The organism is Methanolacinia petrolearia DSM 11571 (genome assembly GCF_000147875.1).
Taxonomy (GTDB): domain Archaea; phylum Halobacteriota; class Methanomicrobia; order Methanomicrobiales; family Methanomicrobiaceae; genus Methanolacinia; species Methanolacinia petrolearia.
Genome location: NC_014507.1, coordinates 1,437,551 through 1,456,214, shown reverse-complemented (window position 1 = coordinate 1,456,214; position 18,664 = coordinate 1,437,551). Strand labels below are relative to the sequence as shown.

23 protein-coding genes and 1 tRNA gene are annotated in these 18,664 nt (G+C 43.4%); 8 read left to right on the top strand and 16 right to left on the bottom strand.

Translation table 11 applies throughout. The features are described 5' to 3' along the window. Positions 1–2: 2 nt before the first annotated feature. The 12 genes from MPET_RS07250 to MPET_RS07190 all read right to left on the bottom strand — a co-directional run bounded on the left by MPET_RS07250 (position 3) and on the right by MPET_RS07190 (position 9,521). The gene (locus MPET_RS07250; RefSeq protein ID WP_013329365.1) at positions 3–740 is read right to left on the bottom strand and encodes a hypothetical protein; all 738 of its coding nucleotides are present in this window, start codon (positions 738–740) and stop codon (positions 3–5) included. A gap of 435 nt (positions 741–1,175) precedes the next feature. Continuing rightward, positions 1,176–1,985, bottom strand: coding sequence for a carboxypeptidase regulatory-like domain-containing protein (locus MPET_RS07245; protein WP_013329364.1), 810 nt, complete (start codon positions 1,983–1,985; stop codon positions 1,176–1,178). 20 nt (positions 1,986–2,005) lie between these two features. Further along, positions 2,006–3,757 (bottom strand): RNA-binding domain-containing protein, encoded by a 1,752-nt coding sequence (locus tag MPET_RS07240; protein ID WP_013329363.1) that lies wholly within the window; start codon positions 3,755–3,757, stop codon positions 2,006–2,008. Next, positions 3,754–3,960 carry a hypothetical protein gene (locus tag MPET_RS15505; protein WP_225353795.1) on the bottom strand — a complete coding sequence of 69 codons (207 nt, stop codon included), beginning with the start codon at positions 3,958–3,960 and terminating at the stop codon, positions 3,754–3,756. The genes MPET_RS07240 and MPET_RS15505 overlap by 4 nt, the downstream gene beginning before the upstream one ends. Before the next feature lie 147 nt (positions 3,961–4,107). Further along, entirely contained in the window at positions 4,108–4,392 is a 285-nt protein-coding gene (locus MPET_RS15500; RefSeq protein WP_225353794.1) for a DUF4062 domain-containing protein, read from the bottom strand. Between the two features lie 570 nt (positions 4,393–4,962). Continuing rightward, a complete protein-coding gene (locus tag MPET_RS07225) occupies positions 4,963–5,364 on the bottom strand; it encodes a hypothetical protein (RefSeq protein WP_048130757.1) in 402 nt (133 codons plus the stop codon). 259 nt (positions 5,365–5,623) lie between these two features. Further along, complete coding sequence (locus MPET_RS07215) at positions 5,624–7,096, bottom strand: hypothetical protein (RefSeq protein WP_013329361.1); 1,473 nt, start codon at positions 7,094–7,096, stop codon at positions 5,624–5,626. 131 nt (positions 7,097–7,227) lie between these two features. Continuing rightward, positions 7,228–8,118 carry a bifunctional DNA primase/polymerase gene (locus MPET_RS07210; RefSeq protein ID WP_225353877.1) on the bottom strand — a complete coding sequence of 297 codons (891 nt, stop codon included), beginning with the start codon at positions 8,116–8,118 and terminating at the stop codon, positions 7,228–7,230. A 68-nt stretch (positions 8,119–8,186) separates the two neighbouring features. Beyond that, the gene (locus MPET_RS15330; protein ID WP_187287541.1) at positions 8,187–8,360 is read right to left on the bottom strand and encodes a hypothetical protein; all 174 of its coding nucleotides are present in this window, start codon (positions 8,358–8,360) and stop codon (positions 8,187–8,189) included. A gap of 41 nt (positions 8,361–8,401) precedes the next feature. Further along, positions 8,402–8,944 carry a hypothetical protein gene (locus tag MPET_RS07200; protein ID WP_013329358.1) on the bottom strand — a complete coding sequence of 181 codons (543 nt, stop codon included), beginning with the start codon at positions 8,942–8,944 and terminating at the stop codon, positions 8,402–8,404. Then, positions 8,941–9,342 (bottom strand): hypothetical protein, encoded by a 402-nt coding sequence (locus MPET_RS07195; RefSeq protein WP_013329357.1) that lies wholly within the window; start codon positions 9,340–9,342, stop codon positions 8,941–8,943. The genes MPET_RS07200 and MPET_RS07195 overlap by 4 nt, the downstream gene beginning before the upstream one ends. Beyond that, positions 9,339–9,521, bottom strand: coding sequence for a hypothetical protein (locus tag MPET_RS07190; RefSeq protein WP_013329356.1), 183 nt, complete (start codon positions 9,519–9,521; stop codon positions 9,339–9,341). Before MPET_RS07190 ends, MPET_RS07195 begins: the two co-directional genes overlap by 4 nt. 410 nt (positions 9,522–9,931) lie before the next feature. Here MPET_RS07190 and MPET_RS07185 point away from each other — a divergent pair, with 410 nt between their 5' ends. Continuing rightward, positions 9,932–10,231 (top strand): hypothetical protein, encoded by a 300-nt coding sequence (locus MPET_RS07185; protein WP_013329353.1) that lies wholly within the window; start codon positions 9,932–9,934, stop codon positions 10,229–10,231. 616 nt (positions 10,232–10,847) lie between these two features. On the opposite strand, the gene MPET_RS07180 is transcribed toward MPET_RS07185, so the two are convergent. Both MPET_RS07180 and MPET_RS07175 read right to left on the bottom strand, forming a co-directional pair. Beyond that, positions 10,848–10,919, bottom strand: a tRNA-Arg gene (locus tag MPET_RS07180). 67 nt (positions 10,920–10,986) lie between these two features. Continuing rightward, complete coding sequence (locus MPET_RS07175; protein WP_013329351.1) at positions 10,987–11,670, bottom strand: hypothetical protein; 684 nt, start codon at positions 11,668–11,670, stop codon at positions 10,987–10,989. A gap of 156 nt (positions 11,671–11,826) precedes the next feature. Between MPET_RS07175 and MPET_RS07170 the strand changes: the two genes are divergently transcribed. After that, complete coding sequence (locus tag MPET_RS07170; RefSeq protein ID WP_013329350.1) at positions 11,827–12,318, top strand: MogA/MoaB family molybdenum cofactor biosynthesis protein; 492 nt, start codon at positions 11,827–11,829, stop codon at positions 12,316–12,318. A 293-nt stretch (positions 12,319–12,611) separates the two neighbouring features. Continuing rightward, positions 12,612–12,788, top strand: coding sequence for a CxxC-x17-CxxC domain-containing protein (locus MPET_RS14825; RefSeq protein WP_013329349.1), 177 nt, complete (start codon positions 12,612–12,614; stop codon positions 12,786–12,788). Positions 12,789–12,844: 56 nt separating this feature from the next. Here MPET_RS14825 and MPET_RS07165 read toward each other — a convergent pair whose 3' ends face one another. Together MPET_RS07165 and MPET_RS07160 are read right to left on the bottom strand one after the other, a co-directional pair. Next, positions 12,845–13,126 (bottom strand): type II toxin-antitoxin system RelE family toxin, encoded by a 282-nt coding sequence (locus tag MPET_RS07165; protein WP_013329348.1) that lies wholly within the window; start codon positions 13,124–13,126, stop codon positions 12,845–12,847. Positions 13,127–13,144: 18 nt separating this feature from the next. Next, positions 13,145–13,375 (bottom strand): hypothetical protein, encoded by a 231-nt coding sequence (locus MPET_RS07160; RefSeq protein WP_013329347.1) that lies wholly within the window; start codon positions 13,373–13,375, stop codon positions 13,145–13,147. Between the two features lie 176 nt (positions 13,376–13,551). On the opposite strand from MPET_RS07160, the gene MPET_RS07155 reads away from it, so the two are divergent. From MPET_RS07155 to MPET_RS07135, 5 genes are all read left to right on the top strand, one after another. After that, positions 13,552–14,679: a glycosyltransferase family 4 protein gene (locus MPET_RS07155; protein WP_013329346.1), complete on the top strand. Its 1,128-nt coding sequence runs from the start codon at positions 13,552–13,554 to the stop codon at positions 14,677–14,679. 7 nt (positions 14,680–14,686) lie between these two features. Further along, entirely contained in the window at positions 14,687–15,397 is a 711-nt protein-coding gene (locus tag MPET_RS07150) for a class I SAM-dependent methyltransferase (protein ID WP_225353793.1), read from the top strand. A gap of 73 nt (positions 15,398–15,470) precedes the next feature. Further along, positions 15,471–16,439, top strand: a complete 969-nt coding sequence (locus tag MPET_RS07145; RefSeq protein WP_013329344.1) for a GDP-mannose 4,6-dehydratase — start codon at positions 15,471–15,473, stop codon at positions 16,437–16,439. Between the two features lie 37 nt (positions 16,440–16,476). Beyond that, a complete protein-coding gene (gmd, locus tag MPET_RS07140) occupies positions 16,477–17,541 on the top strand; it encodes a GDP-mannose 4,6-dehydratase (protein ID WP_013329343.1) in 1,065 nt (354 codons plus the stop codon). 6 nt (positions 17,542–17,547) lie between these two features. Then, positions 17,548–18,627 (top strand): glycosyltransferase, encoded by a 1,080-nt coding sequence (locus MPET_RS07135; protein ID WP_013329342.1) that lies wholly within the window; start codon positions 17,548–17,550, stop codon positions 18,625–18,627. Positions 18,628–18,664: the final 37 nt, after the last annotated feature.

Here is an 18,664-nt window from a genome sequence, read left to right as displayed (position 1 = left end):
TATCATGTCCTCCATTCTGCATAATAGATCGTATCATCGTCCAAAAATTCACTCCCTGATACAGATCCCTGTCCCGGTAGATGATCGTTTTGTAATTGATCCTCTGTATCAAATATTACTTTTACAAGTTGATTGTTGCCCTGCAATACTTCCTCCGTAGCTTCTTGCCAGGCATAAGAAATTGTATAATCATAATCTATCGCATACTCGAGGAACAGGTTAGGTAATTCAGGATCTACACTCTTTAGAGTACCAAATCCAAGAATGCCATGTGAATGTTTCAGGGCACCTCCCCATTGAAGATCAGCTAATACCCAACAGGCATCAAGTATTACCCATTTATTGGCAGAATAATAACTCGTTCCCCATTGTTTATAGACTTCATCCTTAGTTAAATAGGAATTCGGCCAATCTTTATATTGCACACAGGTGTCGCTGTTGACCCAGCCTCCATGACCGAAATGATAGTGAAGATCGGCATTATTCAATCCTCCTCCGGTAGTTGAAAAATCAGTATCACCTACATTTGCATTGGTGTCATAGAAATTTTGTGACCAACCTTCTCCTGTTAACCAGTTATAGACATACGTATGACTGGTTGTTCCATCTGGTGATAACGATGTTAGTGAATCAAAATTCTCTATGTTTGTCATCGAGAACTGATACCCTGATGCTGGTAGTACAATCATACAGAATGCAATTAATGCCAGTATTTTAACATTTTTGTTATCTTTTTTCAATTTTTCACCTCGTTTCATTTTTTACCGGCATGCAAACCTTAATCCGCTATAATGCTGACATAGGAAATGCCGGTTTGTTAGTCGGCAAATGAAAGACCGGGCAACAGGGTTTGATGTGGTAATCGAAGTCCTGAGGCCAGGTCCTTTACTTAACCGATACTTTGGTTTTTTTTGAAAAGGGGTTTAGTGAAGGATCACTCCTTCATCCGCCCCCGATTGAAAATAAGACGTAGTCATATAATAATGATTTTCACCATGCTCTTGAACAATACTCAAAAAAGTTGAAAGAAATATGTTATTAACTGGTGATATTTTTTTTGAGATTTGGTATAACTGAGATTTTGAGAATCTTCAGGGAAACTATGGATGGTGGTTGCTGATTTTTTTCCATGCGCTGGGAACGCTCTTTTGTTAAAGGATAACCCTTACCTGAGATCAATTTCTTTTCATTCCATTCCTCTTCCTGAGAAAGACAGCCAGTCCTGTACTAAGAATTATAATGAAACCGGGCAATGGTGATTCCTTTTTTTCTGGCACCATAACGATATCGAACTCCACATTGGCGCTCTCGAAGCTTTCAACGCTTTCATACTTCAGGTAACCTTCTTTTTCTGCCGTAATCATAAGGTCCGGACCGTAGACATTCTCGATCAGGTAGCTGCCGTTGATGTCCGTCACGTTGGTCGATCCCATAAATTCATCGATATATTTGTAAAACGAAGAATTTATCCGGACCCGGCAGTCTTTTACAGGTTTCCCGTTCGAATCCGTGATCTGTCCACAGACTGTAAACTGCATCGCATATCGTGGACTTACCGGAGGCCCGATTATTATGGTGAATGCGGTAGTCCCGGATGCTGAATTCCCGTTTTCGTCCCGGGCCGTAACTACGATCGATCTTTCCCCGCTGCTGTCGATCCGGATCTCTTCGTCGATTTCGTTGAAAGGCTCATCTGCTTCGACGGTCTCCCATCCGCTGTCGAGGGTGACCCCGGTTATGTTATAAGTCGAAGAGATGTAGGCAAGAACCCTCACATGGTGGGGAACGACGTCGCTATGGAATTTGGAACCTTTGGCCGGAGAGATGATGACGATCGAGATGGGATTATCATCCCCGGGGGAAGAAGACGCCGAAACCGGATGGTTTGCGAAGAGCAATATTACTAAGAAAATTACTAAAATCAGGATCTTATTCTTATTGAACCCGGTTTCCTTTATTTTTGAAATGAGATCGACTGACTGCATAATAATTCCCGAAAACGGTTTCAATAATAATATCTCGCTCCCGTTATCAGGTACCCCCCGTCGGCCGTCCGGACTATCCCGGAACCGATACTGGAGCCGGTCGCAGAAGAATCCGCCAGTTCACAGAGACTATCCCATTCTGTCTCACCTTCGGCATTTGTTTTTATGATATGCAGTTTCTTTCCGCCGTCTGTGCAGGATATGGTTTCCGTGAATACCAGGCCGTCTTTCGAGATCAGTTTGGGATATCCCGGAACATTGTCATTGTTCGTGCTCGCCAGTTTACCATTGTTATCAATAACCGTCTCGATATATTGATCGCGGTCCGGTCCGTTTTCACCGGTTAACTGCGGTGCGTAGATGATATGGTATTTCCCGTCTTCGCTTTCATAAAAACCGATGAAAGAATCGTTCACGCTTCCGAATTTATTCTCCCAGAGCAGGCTGCCGTTGTCATCCGTCTTTGCAACCCACGGTCTTGAATGAGGAAATGATTCGGAGTCCGAATATGAGCCGCCGATAAGGAAACCCCCGTCAGTCGTTTGGATAATTGTATGAACCCATGGCATTCCGCCGATCTGGATTCTGGTCTCGCTGACTTTCTTTTCTTCCGGGGCGAAGAATGTTAACGTGACACTATTTTGATCGGATGTCCATTTGGGCAGGGGCAATCCGTGTTCCTCGCACGATCTCCGGATCAGTACACTCCCTCTCCCGTTTTTTTCCATAAGACCTCTCAGGTAAACAACATGCGCAATATCAGGATTCCGGAGAACTGAGATATGCCCTTCCGAGAGTTTATCCGGTGTGACTCCCTCCGGAAAAGATCCCGTATTGTAAATCTCAAGACTTTTCGGATAAACACTGACAATAATACCTCCTGAAAAATCGCTATAGTCCCTGTGAACGAATGCATTTACAAGACCTTCACGAATCGCATCTGCGGGGTAAACCGATTTATCCTGCCTTCTCAGGTCATCGCGGCTGAATAACGATTTTGTTGCAGTATTTCTTTGGATAAAATGAAAAAGTTCTTCGAGAACCCGGATAAGAGGCCCTTCGAATGATTTAAAATCATTATATACCTCATCGTATTTATCGGATATATAGCATGAGGCACGGACGCGAACCTGGGGACATCTTTCTGCCGGATTTTTACAGAAGAGGATATCTCCTGCATTAGTCAGGCGACCGTATCTTGCCACTGAAAGATCCTCAAGAACCATATTCATGTTGTGATTATCGCGAAAGTTGAAACGTTTGCTTATCTCTTTTATTGCCTGGTTAAATTCATTTAATTCAATGTCTTCATTTATATCTGCTATTGAAAAACGACGTTCCCACCGGTGAGGTTCGACCTGTTTGCTTAGAACCATATCGTTTATGGTATAAATGTCGGCTTTTTGTGTTTTATTTTCGTTTCTGATATAAATTACGTCCTGGAATGCGTAAGGAATATCTTTTCCCGCCGGGACTTCAATTACCAGGATTTTTTTACCTTCTATTTCATTTACATCAAAAGATACGAGTGCTTTAGGGGAAATATGTTGCTGAATTTCTTTTTCGATATTATTTTTTTCAGATTCGGTGATCTTTATTCCGGTAAGATTGAAATTTTCGGAGATTCCACATAGAATTGATCCTCCTGACGAATTTAAAAAACCGCAGATAACTTTTCCAATAGAATCTATATCCTGGCAGTCTCTTTTAAATTCTATGTTCTGGCCTTCTCCCCCGAGCATCAGGATTTTCTTCGATTGATCAATATTCATGAGCTGTCTCCGTCATCCTGAATCGCATTGGAAACACGATTATAATCCTTAAAATTTTCTTCTATGAACGCCTCGACTTCCTGGTAGCGGAAAAATTGTGCCCTGGCAAAAAGAATAGCATCTCCATCATAAAAATATTTCTGGGTCCAGTTTCCCTTCCGGTCTCTACGGGGTTCCTGAGATAATATTGCTTCTTCATACATATCGATAACGCGGAGGTCGTCAAGTATTGCATTTTTATTTAATGAGAGTTCACCCCTTTTCTCCTGATTTTCATATCCAAGATACCTGAGAAGTAATCTGGCAAAAACTACATGATCGTGAACCAGCAGCCATCTCGGTTTTTTTAATTATATTGCTTTTCTTAATTCCTGGTGCGTTATGGATATTCCTTCATCATCATTTACCGATCCATAATTCGGGTTGATTAATCCTAAAAAGAGATCGCAGCTATTAACGGCAGCAATGCAGTTATCAATTGTTGTTTTATTTGAAAATACCGGGACCGTCCCTTTATGTGACATCCACACGTCATACCCGTAGGCGGTTAAAAGCGAATATATCCTCTCTAAAAGTTCTTCGACACCATAGACTGTTGATGACACCATGATTGTAAGTTTTTCTTTCTGTTTCATCTCTGCCCCGTGATGAATTGTAGATTTAATTATCACTTATGAGTAAGGATCTCAAATATCCGGGATTTCTGCTGTTTTTATATATTTTACATGAAAATCACGTTGTGATTTAGATGAAACAGTCAATGAAACCTTTGTTTCATAAGCGTTTTTAGTATTGTTGAACATTTATTCTGAATACTTAAAATAGTATTCCGCTTTAGAATCTGAATATAATCCTTCTTTGATTTCCAAATCGATTCATTTTTTGATTTAGGGGAAGAGAAGATGATCTCCTCAGGGCGGAACACCCCCAAAAAACCCCAATTTAAGCTTATTTCCTCTAATATCCGGGCATTCAGAACCCCTGCTGAAAAAACCCGAAATCCACCCTTTTTAACCCAAACAAGCCCCAAATCAAAGAGATATAAATGCCCGTATTTGCCCTCTTTTTTTCAGACGATGTCTATATCGATCCGGTCGGAAATAATAGCTTACAGGGCTTCTGTGTGGATGCAAAAAACCCCGATTTGGCCGTTTTTTCACTATATTTAAGGTTTTCTCAACTATTTTTCAGGGAAATCCGGAGGTTCACGGGATCATCTCCTTCTCGCATATCATCATCCGTGAATTCTCCCTTTTCCGGCATGCAACCTGACAGGCCCAGGAATGCGGGCAGATGTAATACGACTGCGATCTCATCTCGTAGACTACAAGCGAAAGATAATCTTCCGAGACCCATGCTTTTGCAGTCGGAATATCCGTCCCGGAATTTTCGGGAAAAAGTTTCCCGTGCTTCCATGCCCCGGCATGATCATTTTCGTACGGAGAAGGCGGAAGCAGGTACAGGTGTACGCACCGGCCTCCGCCCAGGAGCCTCGTCGTTCTCCAGGGACCGGAGTCCCGGTCCGGGTGAGTCGTATGAAGTTCACCGTTTATCGAGAACAACAATTCATTGAGGCCGTCACCAGCTGTCAGCATATTTCCGTCCATCTATCCGTCACACTCAACGAAGAGATCTCTTTCAGGCAGGCGCCGTCTTTTGCGATCTGCGAAAACGAGAAAAAAGTTCGGGATGTGAATTATGATAGTTATGTTAACCGCGATCCGGTTACTGTCAGGATCATTTTTTTCCTTTTTTCTTCTTTCTCTCTTTTCTTTTTTTTCTGAATCTGTACCGGACGAAAAATAACTACAACTAACTAACAACTCACTCGCCGGCACAGGGAAAAAGCACCCGAGACCTCTTCGATCAGTCATCTTCAGGTAATTCATCATTCCCCTCTTTTTCAGCAAGGAAAGAACCCGAACTTTTCTCAATCTCCACGATAATCCACTGCTGGGCGCTCTGGCGGGTCTGGCCTCTCCTGATCATGTAACCGCAGGGAAACCGCCTCCCTTCCTGTTTGCTAAGGGCATTTCCACAGGCACGGGTGAACCCGGTCGGCTTCGAGATATAGATCTCCGCAAGATGGTCGGGCAGTGTATCCGTCACCCTGATCGGGGGAGTCAGGCTCTCTCCCGTCTCCTCCGAATTTAAGCGCCTGTAGAGATCGGCTGCGGTCCAGGGACGAGTCTCGAAAACCTCGAAGACCGACGAGATAAAGTTCTCCCATTGTCTTAATTCAACGTCGCCGTCGAGGTAGACATCCATGGCATTCCTCATGAAATCCTCGACGCCGGCATTCTCCAGAATTCCGCCGATGGTGCGGCGCCATTCCTCAAATCCACCGATCGGCATGATCCTTTCAGGCTTCGGCTTTCCGGCCCGGATCCATGCTTTCGTCAGGATAAAGACGGCCGCAACGATCTCGCCCCTGTTCTTTTGAATCCATTTGAGAAGATCCGGGTGCCTGAATCCGTCACGCTGCCACGGGAGAGCCATCTGGGGATCGATCTTCGAAGCCCAGATCCTCCTGGGGATGTCCCCGCCGAACTGGATATTGTTCCCGTTCGCCATCCAGAAGCATCTCACCGGAAGGGACACCTCCTCGGATTTCCCGAGAATTCTCCCCTTCCATTCCCTCGATGTCAGGATGGCCGCGAAGATGTCCGACCGGAGCCTGATCGAGATGTTGTCGAGAATGCAAATGTTCCTGCCCGAAAGAAGAGTTGCAAGCGTACGCTTCTCCCATTCGTCCGGTGATTTGGGGATCACCTCGATGCTCGGGTCTCTCCCGGTCGCGGCCATATGTATCGCGCTCTGGATCAGGCTCGCCCCGCTTCCTGCCTGCGGTTTGTCGACTATCCAGCACGGCACAGGTCCGTTGATGACAGGCCTTAAGACTGCGGTTACCAGTGCTCCGACGGCGTTCCATTTCGAGACATTGTCGACAAAAGGAAAATCCACGAAAACGTCCTGGAGTATGTTCAATGCATTCCGGATGTCCTCTTCGGAAGGGAGATCGGGAATCTCATCCAGTATAAAACCCGGTTCCGGGGCAAAGTATGTCTTTGTCTTCGGGTCATAGCCTTCTTCTGAAATAATCGTTCCGTCATCGTGGATGATCGGAGAGTGGGTGACGGCTATCAGGGACGGTACGCTCAGGACACTTGGCGGAAGCGAGAGGATATCCTTAACCACCGTTACCGGCGGATTCTCAGTCTTCTCAATCCAGCGGATATCCTCCTTCTTTTTTCCGACCGGCTTTAATGAGATCCACCTGGCGCAGCGGGCGAGTATACCTCTCAGTGCGTCTTCTCTTATCTGCCTGATCTCGACCATGTTTCGCTCATCCCTCTCTATTCTGACGAGAAATCCCCCGCGATGAAAGAGAAACGGCGGATGGTTAGCCTCTTCGAGTATATGGATCGCATCTTCTGAAATTTCATTCAGTGGCCTGGAGTTGACGGTGATTACAGGAATATTTTTAATTTTTTTTTATCCTGGAGACTTTTCAGGTCTTTCAGTTCTTTGAGTTTTTCACCGTAACCTCTTCTCTCGAGTGCCGGGAATATCTCCGGCCAGTGCCCGCGGAGAGATCCTTTACCGGCATCCGAGCAGTCGATGATGCCTTCTGATACGGCAAGTGCCTCGAGAGGACCGCCTCCGCTGTTGTGACGGCGGCAGTACCAGATATTTTTTACAGGGTCCACTACCAGGTTGGTCCCGGTTTCGGAACCGTGAACAGGATGCTCTCCTTCGATCTGGCTGTCCCGGATTGTGTGATTCAAAGGCATCAGGAATTCGGTAACGGTGAGACCCAGTTCTTCGACAAGGTTGTTTTCATTTTTGTTTAAATCTCCTGCGGGTTGCTTTTCCTTTTTATCTGCTGATGTCCCTACTTTCGAAAACAGTTTCTCCATGATCTCCTCGTATGTGAATTCACGGACGGGACGGTCGTTTCCTATCGTATAGGGCTTTCCCGACGGGTGGATGCTGCCCGGACCGAGGCAGTACGCCTTACAGCCCGACGGCCGGATATCGCCGAGCTCTTTCCCTGTTTCGGGATGGTACAGGATGATCTTTTTGTGATCCGGGAAATCGCATTTGAAATAAAAATGGCCCCTGAATCCTTCGCCCCCCGTTCTTACGAAGAAGGTGTCTGAAAATATGTCGAGGGCATGAAGCTGCACAAGCTCCGTCGCATTGTCTGCGTCGAGTATGCATACTCCGCCGGCAGGCATCACCCCGTAATTGCCCCCCGTCTCAATGTGTTTGAGGAGGTCAGGGTCCGCGGCCGAATAATTCCTGAGAGTCTGCCACTTCGGCTCAAGTGCAGCTTTGTCCTTCGCCCTGACTTTGATAAATCTGCAGTCTGTTAATTGTTCCGGAATTTCAACTGAATTTACTGGAATTTTTTTTTACCGTCCGTTCAAATCACTCCTTCTTTTTTAAGATACAGGATCTCCTTGTCATTAAGGAATAGATATAATTTAGTCCGGATATTCGCCGTATCATACGCTGCATTGACGATCCGGCCTGTGTCGATATGTTCCCTGCGCTGCTCGAACAACTGGTCCAGAGATTTCCGGACGTTCTGATTCATAAGTTGACATCTCGGAACCATCTGGCAGAGCAACGCGAATGTCATTTTTTTGACGGAGACTCCACCACCTCCAGAACTGATTTATCGACCCAGACCGCCGAATGAGTAAAACTGACAAGCACATCATTGCCTTTTACCTGGATCACTCTTCCGGTCGTATCATATTGCGGGAAATTCGAATCCGTGATCTTTACGAAATGGCCGGTTTTTAATGAATTCAACAATCCTTCCTTTTTAAGATTGGACCATTCCCCGGCAATCGATTTCTCGTTTTTACCGGAACAGGGAAAGGCCTGCTGGAATTCTTCGACTGCCTGTTCTGCGTTTTTGCAGCAGCCGAGGAAGTTCTTTTCGTCTTGATCAAAGAGATCTTCTTCTGTTAGCACGGGATTTGGATCTTCGGGTGTCATATCGCGGGACTTTTCGTGATCCCGGCAGATGATGATCTCTTCGTCATTATTTTCGTCTTCCCTTGTGACGTCAGATAAAAGACGAAGCGCTTCATATGCAGAAATAACTGCATCTTTGGAAACCAGGAGCAGGCCGTCTTCGTCCCTGACCTGAAACAGGACCGCACACTTCATTGCTCCACCTTCCCGAGACATTGGCGGCACAGATTCCTGTTCGTAAATATCTGTGACAGGCGGCTTTCGTTTGAATTGATCCTGCTGCCGCATTCCTCGCAGGTGAATTCGCTTCCTTCGGTGGGATCGTTTTTTCCCGGGTTCTCGTTTTCTGTCTTTTTAGCATCAGGATCGATCTGTTCTCCCGGACCAGGGGTGACTGCTGTAGTTTTATCCGGCAGATTATGATCTTTTGCAAAACCGGAGACTGCATTTTCGGCAATTGTATTCATTAATTCAACTGCGGCCGCCGTAGCATCGGCTTCAGGCGAATCGCCGATCTCAAAGATTCCTTTTATCGTTTCTTCGCCGCCGGGGGATTTTATCATTCTTGTAACGATAAGTGTCCGGAGACTCATTTTTTGCCTCCGGCCGGTTTGCGATCTTCGGATTCCACGATTTCGATTTTATAGAGATTCTGTCCTGCAAGCCTGATGTGGATTTCAGTAACGCTCTTTCCCAAAAGGGAGATTTCCTCATTTAATTTGTGGGATATCAGGTACAAAGGAACAGGGTCCAGTTTTTTCACCTGGCTCATCAAAATACCCCGCGGCTGAATTTGTTCTCGTTTTGATTGACCGTTGCAATGCAGAAAAGGAGTTTGAAAAACCCTTTATGATATTCTCCGGTGTATGCCGGGTGATATGGTATATTTCCGGTCATTGGCAAACCTCGCATTTGGAACCTGCGATTATCAGGTCGATTATGGCATCGGTCCGGTTGCATTTTCCTTTTTTTTCGATTTGATCTTTTCTGTAGTTTTCTACCCGATCAAGAACCGATTTTGGCAGATTTACAGAAATGCAAATCAGTTCGTCTGATCGTGGTGCCTCCCAATGTTTTTTCATAATATATCATGCTATAATTAAGCACAAAGGCATATATATCAATTGCTCTTCCATACTATGGTATAATATATTATGACATAATATATCATGGAGGGAGAACTTGACTAAAAAGCAGGACACAAAACATGTTACTCTCAATATGCCTACGGCAATATTGGAGAAAGTAGAAGAACTTGCTGAAAAAAATCACAGGGACAGATCGAAAGAGATAATCTTTGCCTGCCAGGAATATATCGACCGACATTATTCTCCTTCCGGAAATCATCCATCCCTGAATCCTGATGAAGAGTTGCAGGATCTGCAGAGAACGGCAAGAGAATATGTAATGGAGAATCCTGAAATTTTAATGGACATATACCAGGAATTGAAAGATGAAAGATCAAAGAGCGGGAAGAAATAATTTATTTTGAAGCGGGTTTACAACAGACGGATAAGTCGAAAAAGATTAAAAGTAAAACAATTTTATTCAGTTTCATGATATAGTATATTTCATTGTCTTATTTGAGATCAGGTATTCATATTCTTCCCGGTTGGCAAGAGGGTTATTTTTTTAATTTTCCATATATAACCCCTTTTTTTCTTTGAATGACATTTTTAGTGAACCAATCGGCATTTTTTAAAATTAATTCTTCTTCATCTTTTTCTACAAATTTCTTTTTCATGTATTGGCTCCGTGTGTAGTAGAATTGAGAATATGAAATTTTATTATCAATAAATTCTTATGGACGTGCATAGAGTGAAAGTATTTTCAATCAACGGGTACATCTTATCCTGTGGCGGTTCCGTGTTGTAGTAGACTTTTTGAACCGTCACGTTTCACTATTTTTTCGAAAAAGAGGTTATATTTATTTTTCCAAGTTCATATTGGATCTAAAACGATTGAATCCATTGTGTTTGGAATTTGAAAAATGCTATGGTAACCAAAGTAAAACGTCTTCTAAAGGCTCTTTGGTATTTCTCTGGAATTAATGGCATGTTTCTTAATTATAATAAAAAAGCATAAATTCAGATCAATACGCCCCGGCCGGGATTTGAACCCGGGTCAAAAGCTCCGCAGGCTTCTAGGATATCCTCTACCCTACCGGGACATCGGATTTTTGCCTAACTAAATTGGATCTTTTAGCATATATAATTGTTTAATTGATTTAAAAAATGTCAATTAAGGTTTTCAGGAGGCAGCATAACGGTGGTATTTGCCGTCACAAGGTTTCCTGAAATTTCTATGTGATAATCTCCGGCCCCATAGATCTTAAAAACTCCGGATACACTTGTATCGCCGAAGTGATTCAATTCCTTTGAACTGACAAGTTCTCCGGTTTCGTTGTTATATACCGATATCGTATACCAGGCATTCTGACTCGGTACTTTCAGGGTATAGGAGTATTCGCTTTTACTCCCATATTCGCTGTAAGCTGCCTTCACATCCGTGACAGTATCTATTTCCAGATCATATTCGAAAATCAGCGGAGGATATTTTAAATCCAGATCAAATGGTATTACAGTATACCTGAGATATTCTTCCTTAGAATAGATAACAGAATATTGTGGACCTGAAATGTTTTCATCCGGTGGGATGGAATATTCAGGTTTTTCTTCTTCTGTTGGAGTGGGGATCGGCGTTGAATAGTTTACCTGATCAACCTCTCCGTCTGATACGGATGGCGTAGTGTCAGAAACTGAAGACGTGGATTGTGCCGGTGTTTCTTCTTCAGGTAGTGATGCACACCCCGCTGATAATGTAAAGCAGATAATCAATCCCAGTGTTATTGCTTTAAAGACCCCTGTCTTCATCATAGAAGTTCTTGTTTCCTTTTTATAAATAGTTGTTATCTGTTTCATAAAGGAATTAAAATTTCTAATTTTTAACAAAATATAAAGATAATCTGTATTTATTATGAAAAGATGCATGATATTTCCGTCAGGCGGTGTGAAAAACGTGAATTTTAATCGGTCAGCCGTTATGCTAATCTCCTATAAGAGCCTTAATAACTTTGCATGGACAGTTCTCATATTCAGAATATTGAATTAAAAGCTGCTGTTATTACGGTTTCAACAACGAGAGACAAAGACAGTGATCTTAGCGGAAAAAAGATAATCGAACTGCTAACAAAGGACAATATTGACATTTCTTTCTATGAAGTGGTTCCCGACGACATCAACCTGATAAAGGGAGCCGTTTTTGAAGCTTTGGAATCTTCAAACTGTATTATAGTAAACGGAGGAACCGGCCTGACTCACGACGACTGCACGATTGAAGCTGTCTCACCTATATTCAAAAAAACCATTGACGGTTTCGGCGAATTGTTCAGGCTGAAGAGTTACGGCGAGATAGGGACAAGCTCGTTATTGTCCAGGGCTGCTGCAGGGATCTACAAAGAAAAAGCAATCTTCTGTATACCGGGATCGACCGGTGCGGTAAGACTTGCAACCGAGGAGATCATTTTGCCTGAAATAAGGCATATTCTTACACATGCGTCAAAACGTTAATGAAACAAATTCATGCACTGTTTCATCTAAATCACAACATCATTTTGATGAGATAAAAATAGTTGAGATTAGGAGAAATTTTTCATTTGAGGTTTCCGGAGGTTTGCGGCACGATCAAAGAAAAGATTGGTGATAATATTTTTTCCTTGCTTCGTGCACAATATCAGTTCGGGACCTGTCTTACTTATATCTCCGGCGGGCAGTGCGAAAGTGAAATTTCACCAGGCTAATGCATCGTTATATAAAGTCACAGCCTAAATTACGTTTGACAGATACATCTGTTGAGATCAAAAATGAATGACAGAAATTATGGGGGCCGGAGAGACTTCGGACCCAGAGAACCAAGAGAGATGCACAAAGCGGTCTGCAGCGACTGCGGCAAAGAATGTGAAGTACCTTTTAAACCGACCGAAGGAAGACCGGTGTATTGCAGGGATTGCCTCCCCAAATACAGAAAACCGAGATTCTAATTTTTTTTCTTTGAATTTTCTATTCGGGATAAATTTTGATTTATAAATCCGGCAGTTTATCTGCGGGAATAATCTTTGTGTGCACCTTCGATTGTTATTATTTTTTCAATTTTAACGAGGTGATCGTCAATATTTATTATATAAAATACTGTGTAGGATCTGCTGATATGAAGGCGATAAACTTCCGGCGGTTTAGGACAGAATATTTTTTCCTTGTTTTCCCCCGGGAAAGGATTATTTTTTAATTCCAGGATTTTTTCAACAATTATTCGCCGGGATTTAATTGGAAGTTTTTTAAGAAATTTTTCAGCTCTTTTTTCTATAAGTATATTAAACACAGATATTCATCGTCCTTTTTAGTTGCCAAGAATATCTTCCGGGTCGAATGGTACGAAATCACCTTCTTTTTCAATCCCGGCAATCATCTTCCATTCCCTGTAATCCTGTTCCCTTTCAATCATTTCAGAGATTAAATCGTCATAGCTTTGGCCGGCTTTTTTTAAATCGTGCAATTCTCTCCATGTAGGTTCTTTTATTGGAATACGCTTGATTTGACTTGTTGAATTTTCTTTTGTCCCGGATAGCATGTATAATTTTTTGTTAAGTGTAATATTTATAATTGTGCACTTTTACCATATTGTGCATTTTTTCCACATTGTGCTCTTGAGTTTATTCTCAAAGCAATTTAAAGTTTAAATCTCTTGAATTTTTAAAGAATATTAAAGTCGGTGCAGTGTTCATGTATTAGTACCGGAATAGTCCCATGAAGATCGCGTTCGTATACGATGTTATCTATCCTTACGTAAAAGGCGGAGCTGAGAAGAGGATCTACGAGCTGTCCCTCAGACTGGCGGAGAGAGGGCACGAAGTTCATATCTTCGGTATGAAATACTGGGATGGTCCGGCTGTTTTTGAAAAAGACGGGATCATATATCACGGTTTGTGCCGTCCGATGGACCTCTATGTCAAAGGACGAAGATCGATCGTACAGGCGATCTATTATTCTTTTTTTCTCTTCCTTCCGTTGTTAAAAGAGAGACCTGACGTTATCGACTGCCAGGCGTTTCCGTATTTTCCTTTGCTACCTTCATGGCTTGTTTCGAAAGTTTCAAAGTGCTCTCTGGTTGTAACGTGGCATGAGGTATGGGGGAATTACTGGTATGATTATCTTGGATTTTTCGGGATCTTCGGGAAGTTTATTGAACGCTTTGCGATATATTTCACAAAAAATCCTGTTGCAGTTTCGGGTTCAACAGCCCGAAATCTTGAATGTAACGGAATGAGGGGATATATTCCAATTTTCCCTAACGGAATTGATTTTAAGGAGATAAACAGGATAAATCCAGCAAGAGAGTATTCGGATATAATATTTGTCGGACGCCTGATTCCGGAGAAAAATGTCGATCTTCTTCTTCAGGCCCTTGTCCGGATATGTGAGAAAATGCCTGAAATTAAGGCAGTCATTGTGGGTGACGGGCCTGAGATGCAGAGACTTGAAGATATGGTCGGTGATTTGGGACTGACAGGGAATGTTACCTTCATGGGTTTCCTTCACGATTATGATGATGTAATTGCAGTGATGAAAGCTTCAAAAGTATTTGTCCTTCCCTCTTCCCGTGAAGGATTCGGGATAGTTGCTATCGAGGCGATGGCCTGTGGGCTTCGGGTTGTGACTGTCAAATCTCCACGAAACGCTGCATGTGATCTAATACGGGAAGGATCGAACGGTTATATTGCAGATCTCTCGCCTGAAAGTCTCGTATCTTGTATCCTACTGGCGCTTTCGGAAAAGGAAGAAATAAAGGAGTTATTAATCGATAGTGTGAATGATTATGAATGGGATGCAATATCAAAAAAACTCATTTTGACATATAATGAGGCCGGGGATTGAGCTATCGATGAAGAAATATATGCTTTCTCTGTTTTTGAAGGTGGACGAAAATAACAGGCGGTTAATTCTTGAGATGTTGGACCCTTATCCAAAAACGAAGATTCTCGATTGCGGATGCTCCAATTGTCTATTCACCCGGGAACTTGCAGCGCGTTTGAAGACAAACGACGCATACGGGGTTGATTTTGATACAAGATCTGCCATTAATTCGGAAGAATCAGGAGTTGAGATCTGTACAGGCAATCTTAATGCCGGTTTGCCTTTCAGGAATGAATCTTTTGATGTTATCCATGCAAATCAGGTTCTTGAACATCTTAACGGGACTGATGTCTTCCTGAAAGAGGTTTACAGGATGCTGAAACCAGGAGGATATGCTATCTTATCTACTCCAAATCTTGGTAGTAGCCATAATCTTGTCTCTCTGTTTATCGGTTATCAGCCGTTTTCTTCACATATCAGCAACGAAGTAATTCTTGGAAATCCATTAGATCCAAAGCAAAATATGGAACATAGCAGTCCCGGGGAGATCCATCTCAGAATTTTCACTTATAGGGGTCTGATTGATCTTCTTAAGCACCATGGATTTTGTGTTGAGAAAATTCGAGGTATGGGTTATTATCCTTTCCCAGGTTTAATTGCAGGATTTCTTGCAAGAATCGATCCCCGGCATGCCGTTTATCTCACGGTGAAGGTGAGGAAGGCAGAGGTGAAAAAATAAAGGCAGCAGTATAAATTCTTAATAAAATAGTTAAAAATTATAGATTATATAGTACCTAAAGAGCCGGATATTTATGAAAAAGATATTGATTACGGGAATCAGCGGATTTGTCGGTGGACATTTCGTTGATTACATAAATAAAAATCATTCAGATTTTGAGATTTATGGAATAAGCCGTGGAAAACCTGCGTGGGATTTCGTGGATAATCCAGGCTTTCATAAATTTTATAAAGCTGATTTAAAGGATCTCCTGAAGATAGAGACTATCATTAAAGAGATAGAGCCGGATTACATCCTGCATCTTGCAGCCCAGAGTTCAGTTGCGGAGAGCTGGAATACCCCTGTCGAGTCCTTTATGAACAATATGAATGCTTTTTTGAATATAATCGAGACTGTAAGGCATAACGAACTGAATACACGGATTCTTTCTGTAGGTTCTTCGGAGCAGTATGGTATAATACCTGAGGAAGATCTGCCTGTTTCAGAAGATGTGCAGCAGCGCCCCGGGAATCCGTATGCGGTGGCGAGAGTTTCGCAGGAGAACCTCGCCGGTGTATATGCCAAAGGGTATGGTCTTGATATCTGCTGTACACGCTCATTTAATCATTGCGGGCCGGGGCAGAAGGATAATTTCGTGGTGAGTTCCTTAGTGAAGCAGTTCGTTATGATTGCAAAAGGCCTTCAGGAGCCTGTTCTTCATATCGGAAACGGGGCGGTAATCCGTGATTTCCTGGATGTCCATGATGTAGTTGAGGCGTATTTTTCTTTATTGTCGAAGGGAAAAAGCGGAGAGGCCTATAACATCTGCAGCGGAGTCGGCAGGTCGATAGTTGATATTATAGAGATGTTATCCGGAATTTACGGAATTGATGTCGAAATCCGGCAGGAGGCTTCCCGTCTCCGCCCGGCGGATAATCCGAGAATCATCGGGAGTAATAAAAAAATTTGCAGGGATACCGGGTGGAAACCAAAGATTTCTTTTGAAGAGACTCTTCGTTCGGTTTATGATTACTGGGACAGCCATATTATTGATGACGTTTAATACGAACAAGTACTAATTTATACCAGGGTTTGAGAAAATGGAACCTAAAAAAGCATTAATCACGGGAATTACGGGTCAGGACGGATCGTACCTTGCCGAACTCCTTCTTTCCAGGGGTTACGAGGTTCACGGTCTTATCAGGAGAGCGTCGACCTTCAATACTTCAAGAATCGATCATATTTTAGGATCTGACGGGTATGTCGAGCCTCATGATTCGAGTATAAAATTATATCTTCATTATGGCGATCTCTCGGATGCCGAGCAGATAAACAATATAATATACAATGTGAAACCCGACGAGGTATATCATCTCGGTGCCCAGAGTCATGTCAGGGTCAGTTTCGATATTCCCGAGTATACGGGGAACGTGACTGCTCTTGGCACTACCCGGATTCTGGAGGCTATCCGCAGGAGCGGTCTTGATATCAGGTTCTACCAGGCATCGTCGAGCGAGATGTTCGGAGGAGCTGAACCTCCGCAGGATGAAGAGACGTGTTTTGTCCCGAGGAGTCCATATGCATGTGCAAAATTGTACTCATACTGGATGGCCAAAAACTACCGCGAGGGGTATGACATGTTCGCATCGAACGGAATTCTGTTCAACCATGAGTCCCCCCGCCGCGGGGAGACGTTTGTCACCCGCAAAATCACGCGTGGGATAGCGGCAATTCTTGCGAAGAAGGCAAAATATCTTTATCTTGGGAATTTGGATGCAAAACGCGACTGGGGATTTTCGCCCGAGTATGTCGAGGCGATGTGGATGATGCTCCAGGCGGAAAAATCCGATGATTTCGTCATCGGAACGGGTGAGACGCACTCGATCAATGAGTTCCTTGACGAAGCGTTCTCTTACGTGGGCCTGAATATTGACGATCATGTAAGGATCGACCAGAAATATTTCCGCCCGACCGAGGTCGATGCATTAAGGGCCGACCCGACCAAGGCCGAAAAGGATCTCGGGTGGAAGGCTAAAGTCACTTTCAAAGATCTAGTTAAGATCATGCTGGACGCGGATCTTCGCGCCGCCGGAGTCGAAGTCCCCGGAGAAGGAGACGAGATAATCCAGAAGAAATTCGAGACCAAGTGGTGGAAAGGGGATTAATTTCCAGTGAAAGTTGCCATATTCCATGATTATTTCGGTGCTATCGGCGGCGGAGAGAAAGTAGTTTTGGCTATGGCAAAGATTCTCGATGCAGACATCATTACTACGGATACAGATGCTGCTGCAAAGATCGATGACTCCGCCAGAATCATATCCCTGGGAGAGACGATAAAATATCCTCCTTTTAAGCAGATCTCCGCAATGGTGAAGTTTTACAGGTGCGATTTTTCCAGGGATTATGATTTTTTTATTTTTACTGGCAACTGGAGTCATTATGCGGCACACCGGCATCATCCGAACCTTTGGTATTGCTATACTCCTGTAAGAGCTTTTTATGATCTCTACCACACTTTTTTGAGCCGACAAAATTTTCTCACTCGGCAGGCTTTTAGAATCTGGGTTTTTTTCAATAAGTACCTTGACCAGCGTTCAGTTGATAAGATCGACAATATCGTAGCAATTTCTAAGAATACCCGGGGAAGGATCTTAAAATATCACGGAAGAGAGTCTGATATCATTTATCCTCCGGTTGACGTTTCAAGATATAAATTCAAAGAATATGGTGATTTCTGGCTGTCTGTAAACAGGCTATATCCTGAAAAGAGAATTGAGCTCCAGATCGAAGCCTTTCGCCTGATGCCGGGTGAGAAACTGGTGATTGTCGGCGGGTACGCCGAAGGCGATCATGCATCGGTTTATGCCGACAAGATCGGTGAAAATCTTCCCGATAATGTAGAGATTATCGGTGAAGTTTCCGGAGATGAACTGATCGACCTTTATTCACGCTGTAGGGGATTTATATGTACGGCGATCGATGAGGACTATGGCCTGACTCCGGTTGAGGCGATGGCCGCAGGGAAACCTGTTGTTGCAGTTGATGAAGGCGGTTTTAAGGAGACTGTTGTCGATGGCGAGACCGGCCTTCTGGTTCAGCCTGACGTGGAATCGATTGCAAACGCTGTGAGACGGATTTCTGTTTCGCCCGGAGAATTTCATGAAAGATGTGTTGCAAGAGCGAATTTGTTTTCTCTTGAAAAATTTGAAGAAGAACTGAAATCTTTGGTTGCTAAGGCAGAAAAGCGATAAATTTTATTCTTCTATGCAGGAATTGGATGACAGAACA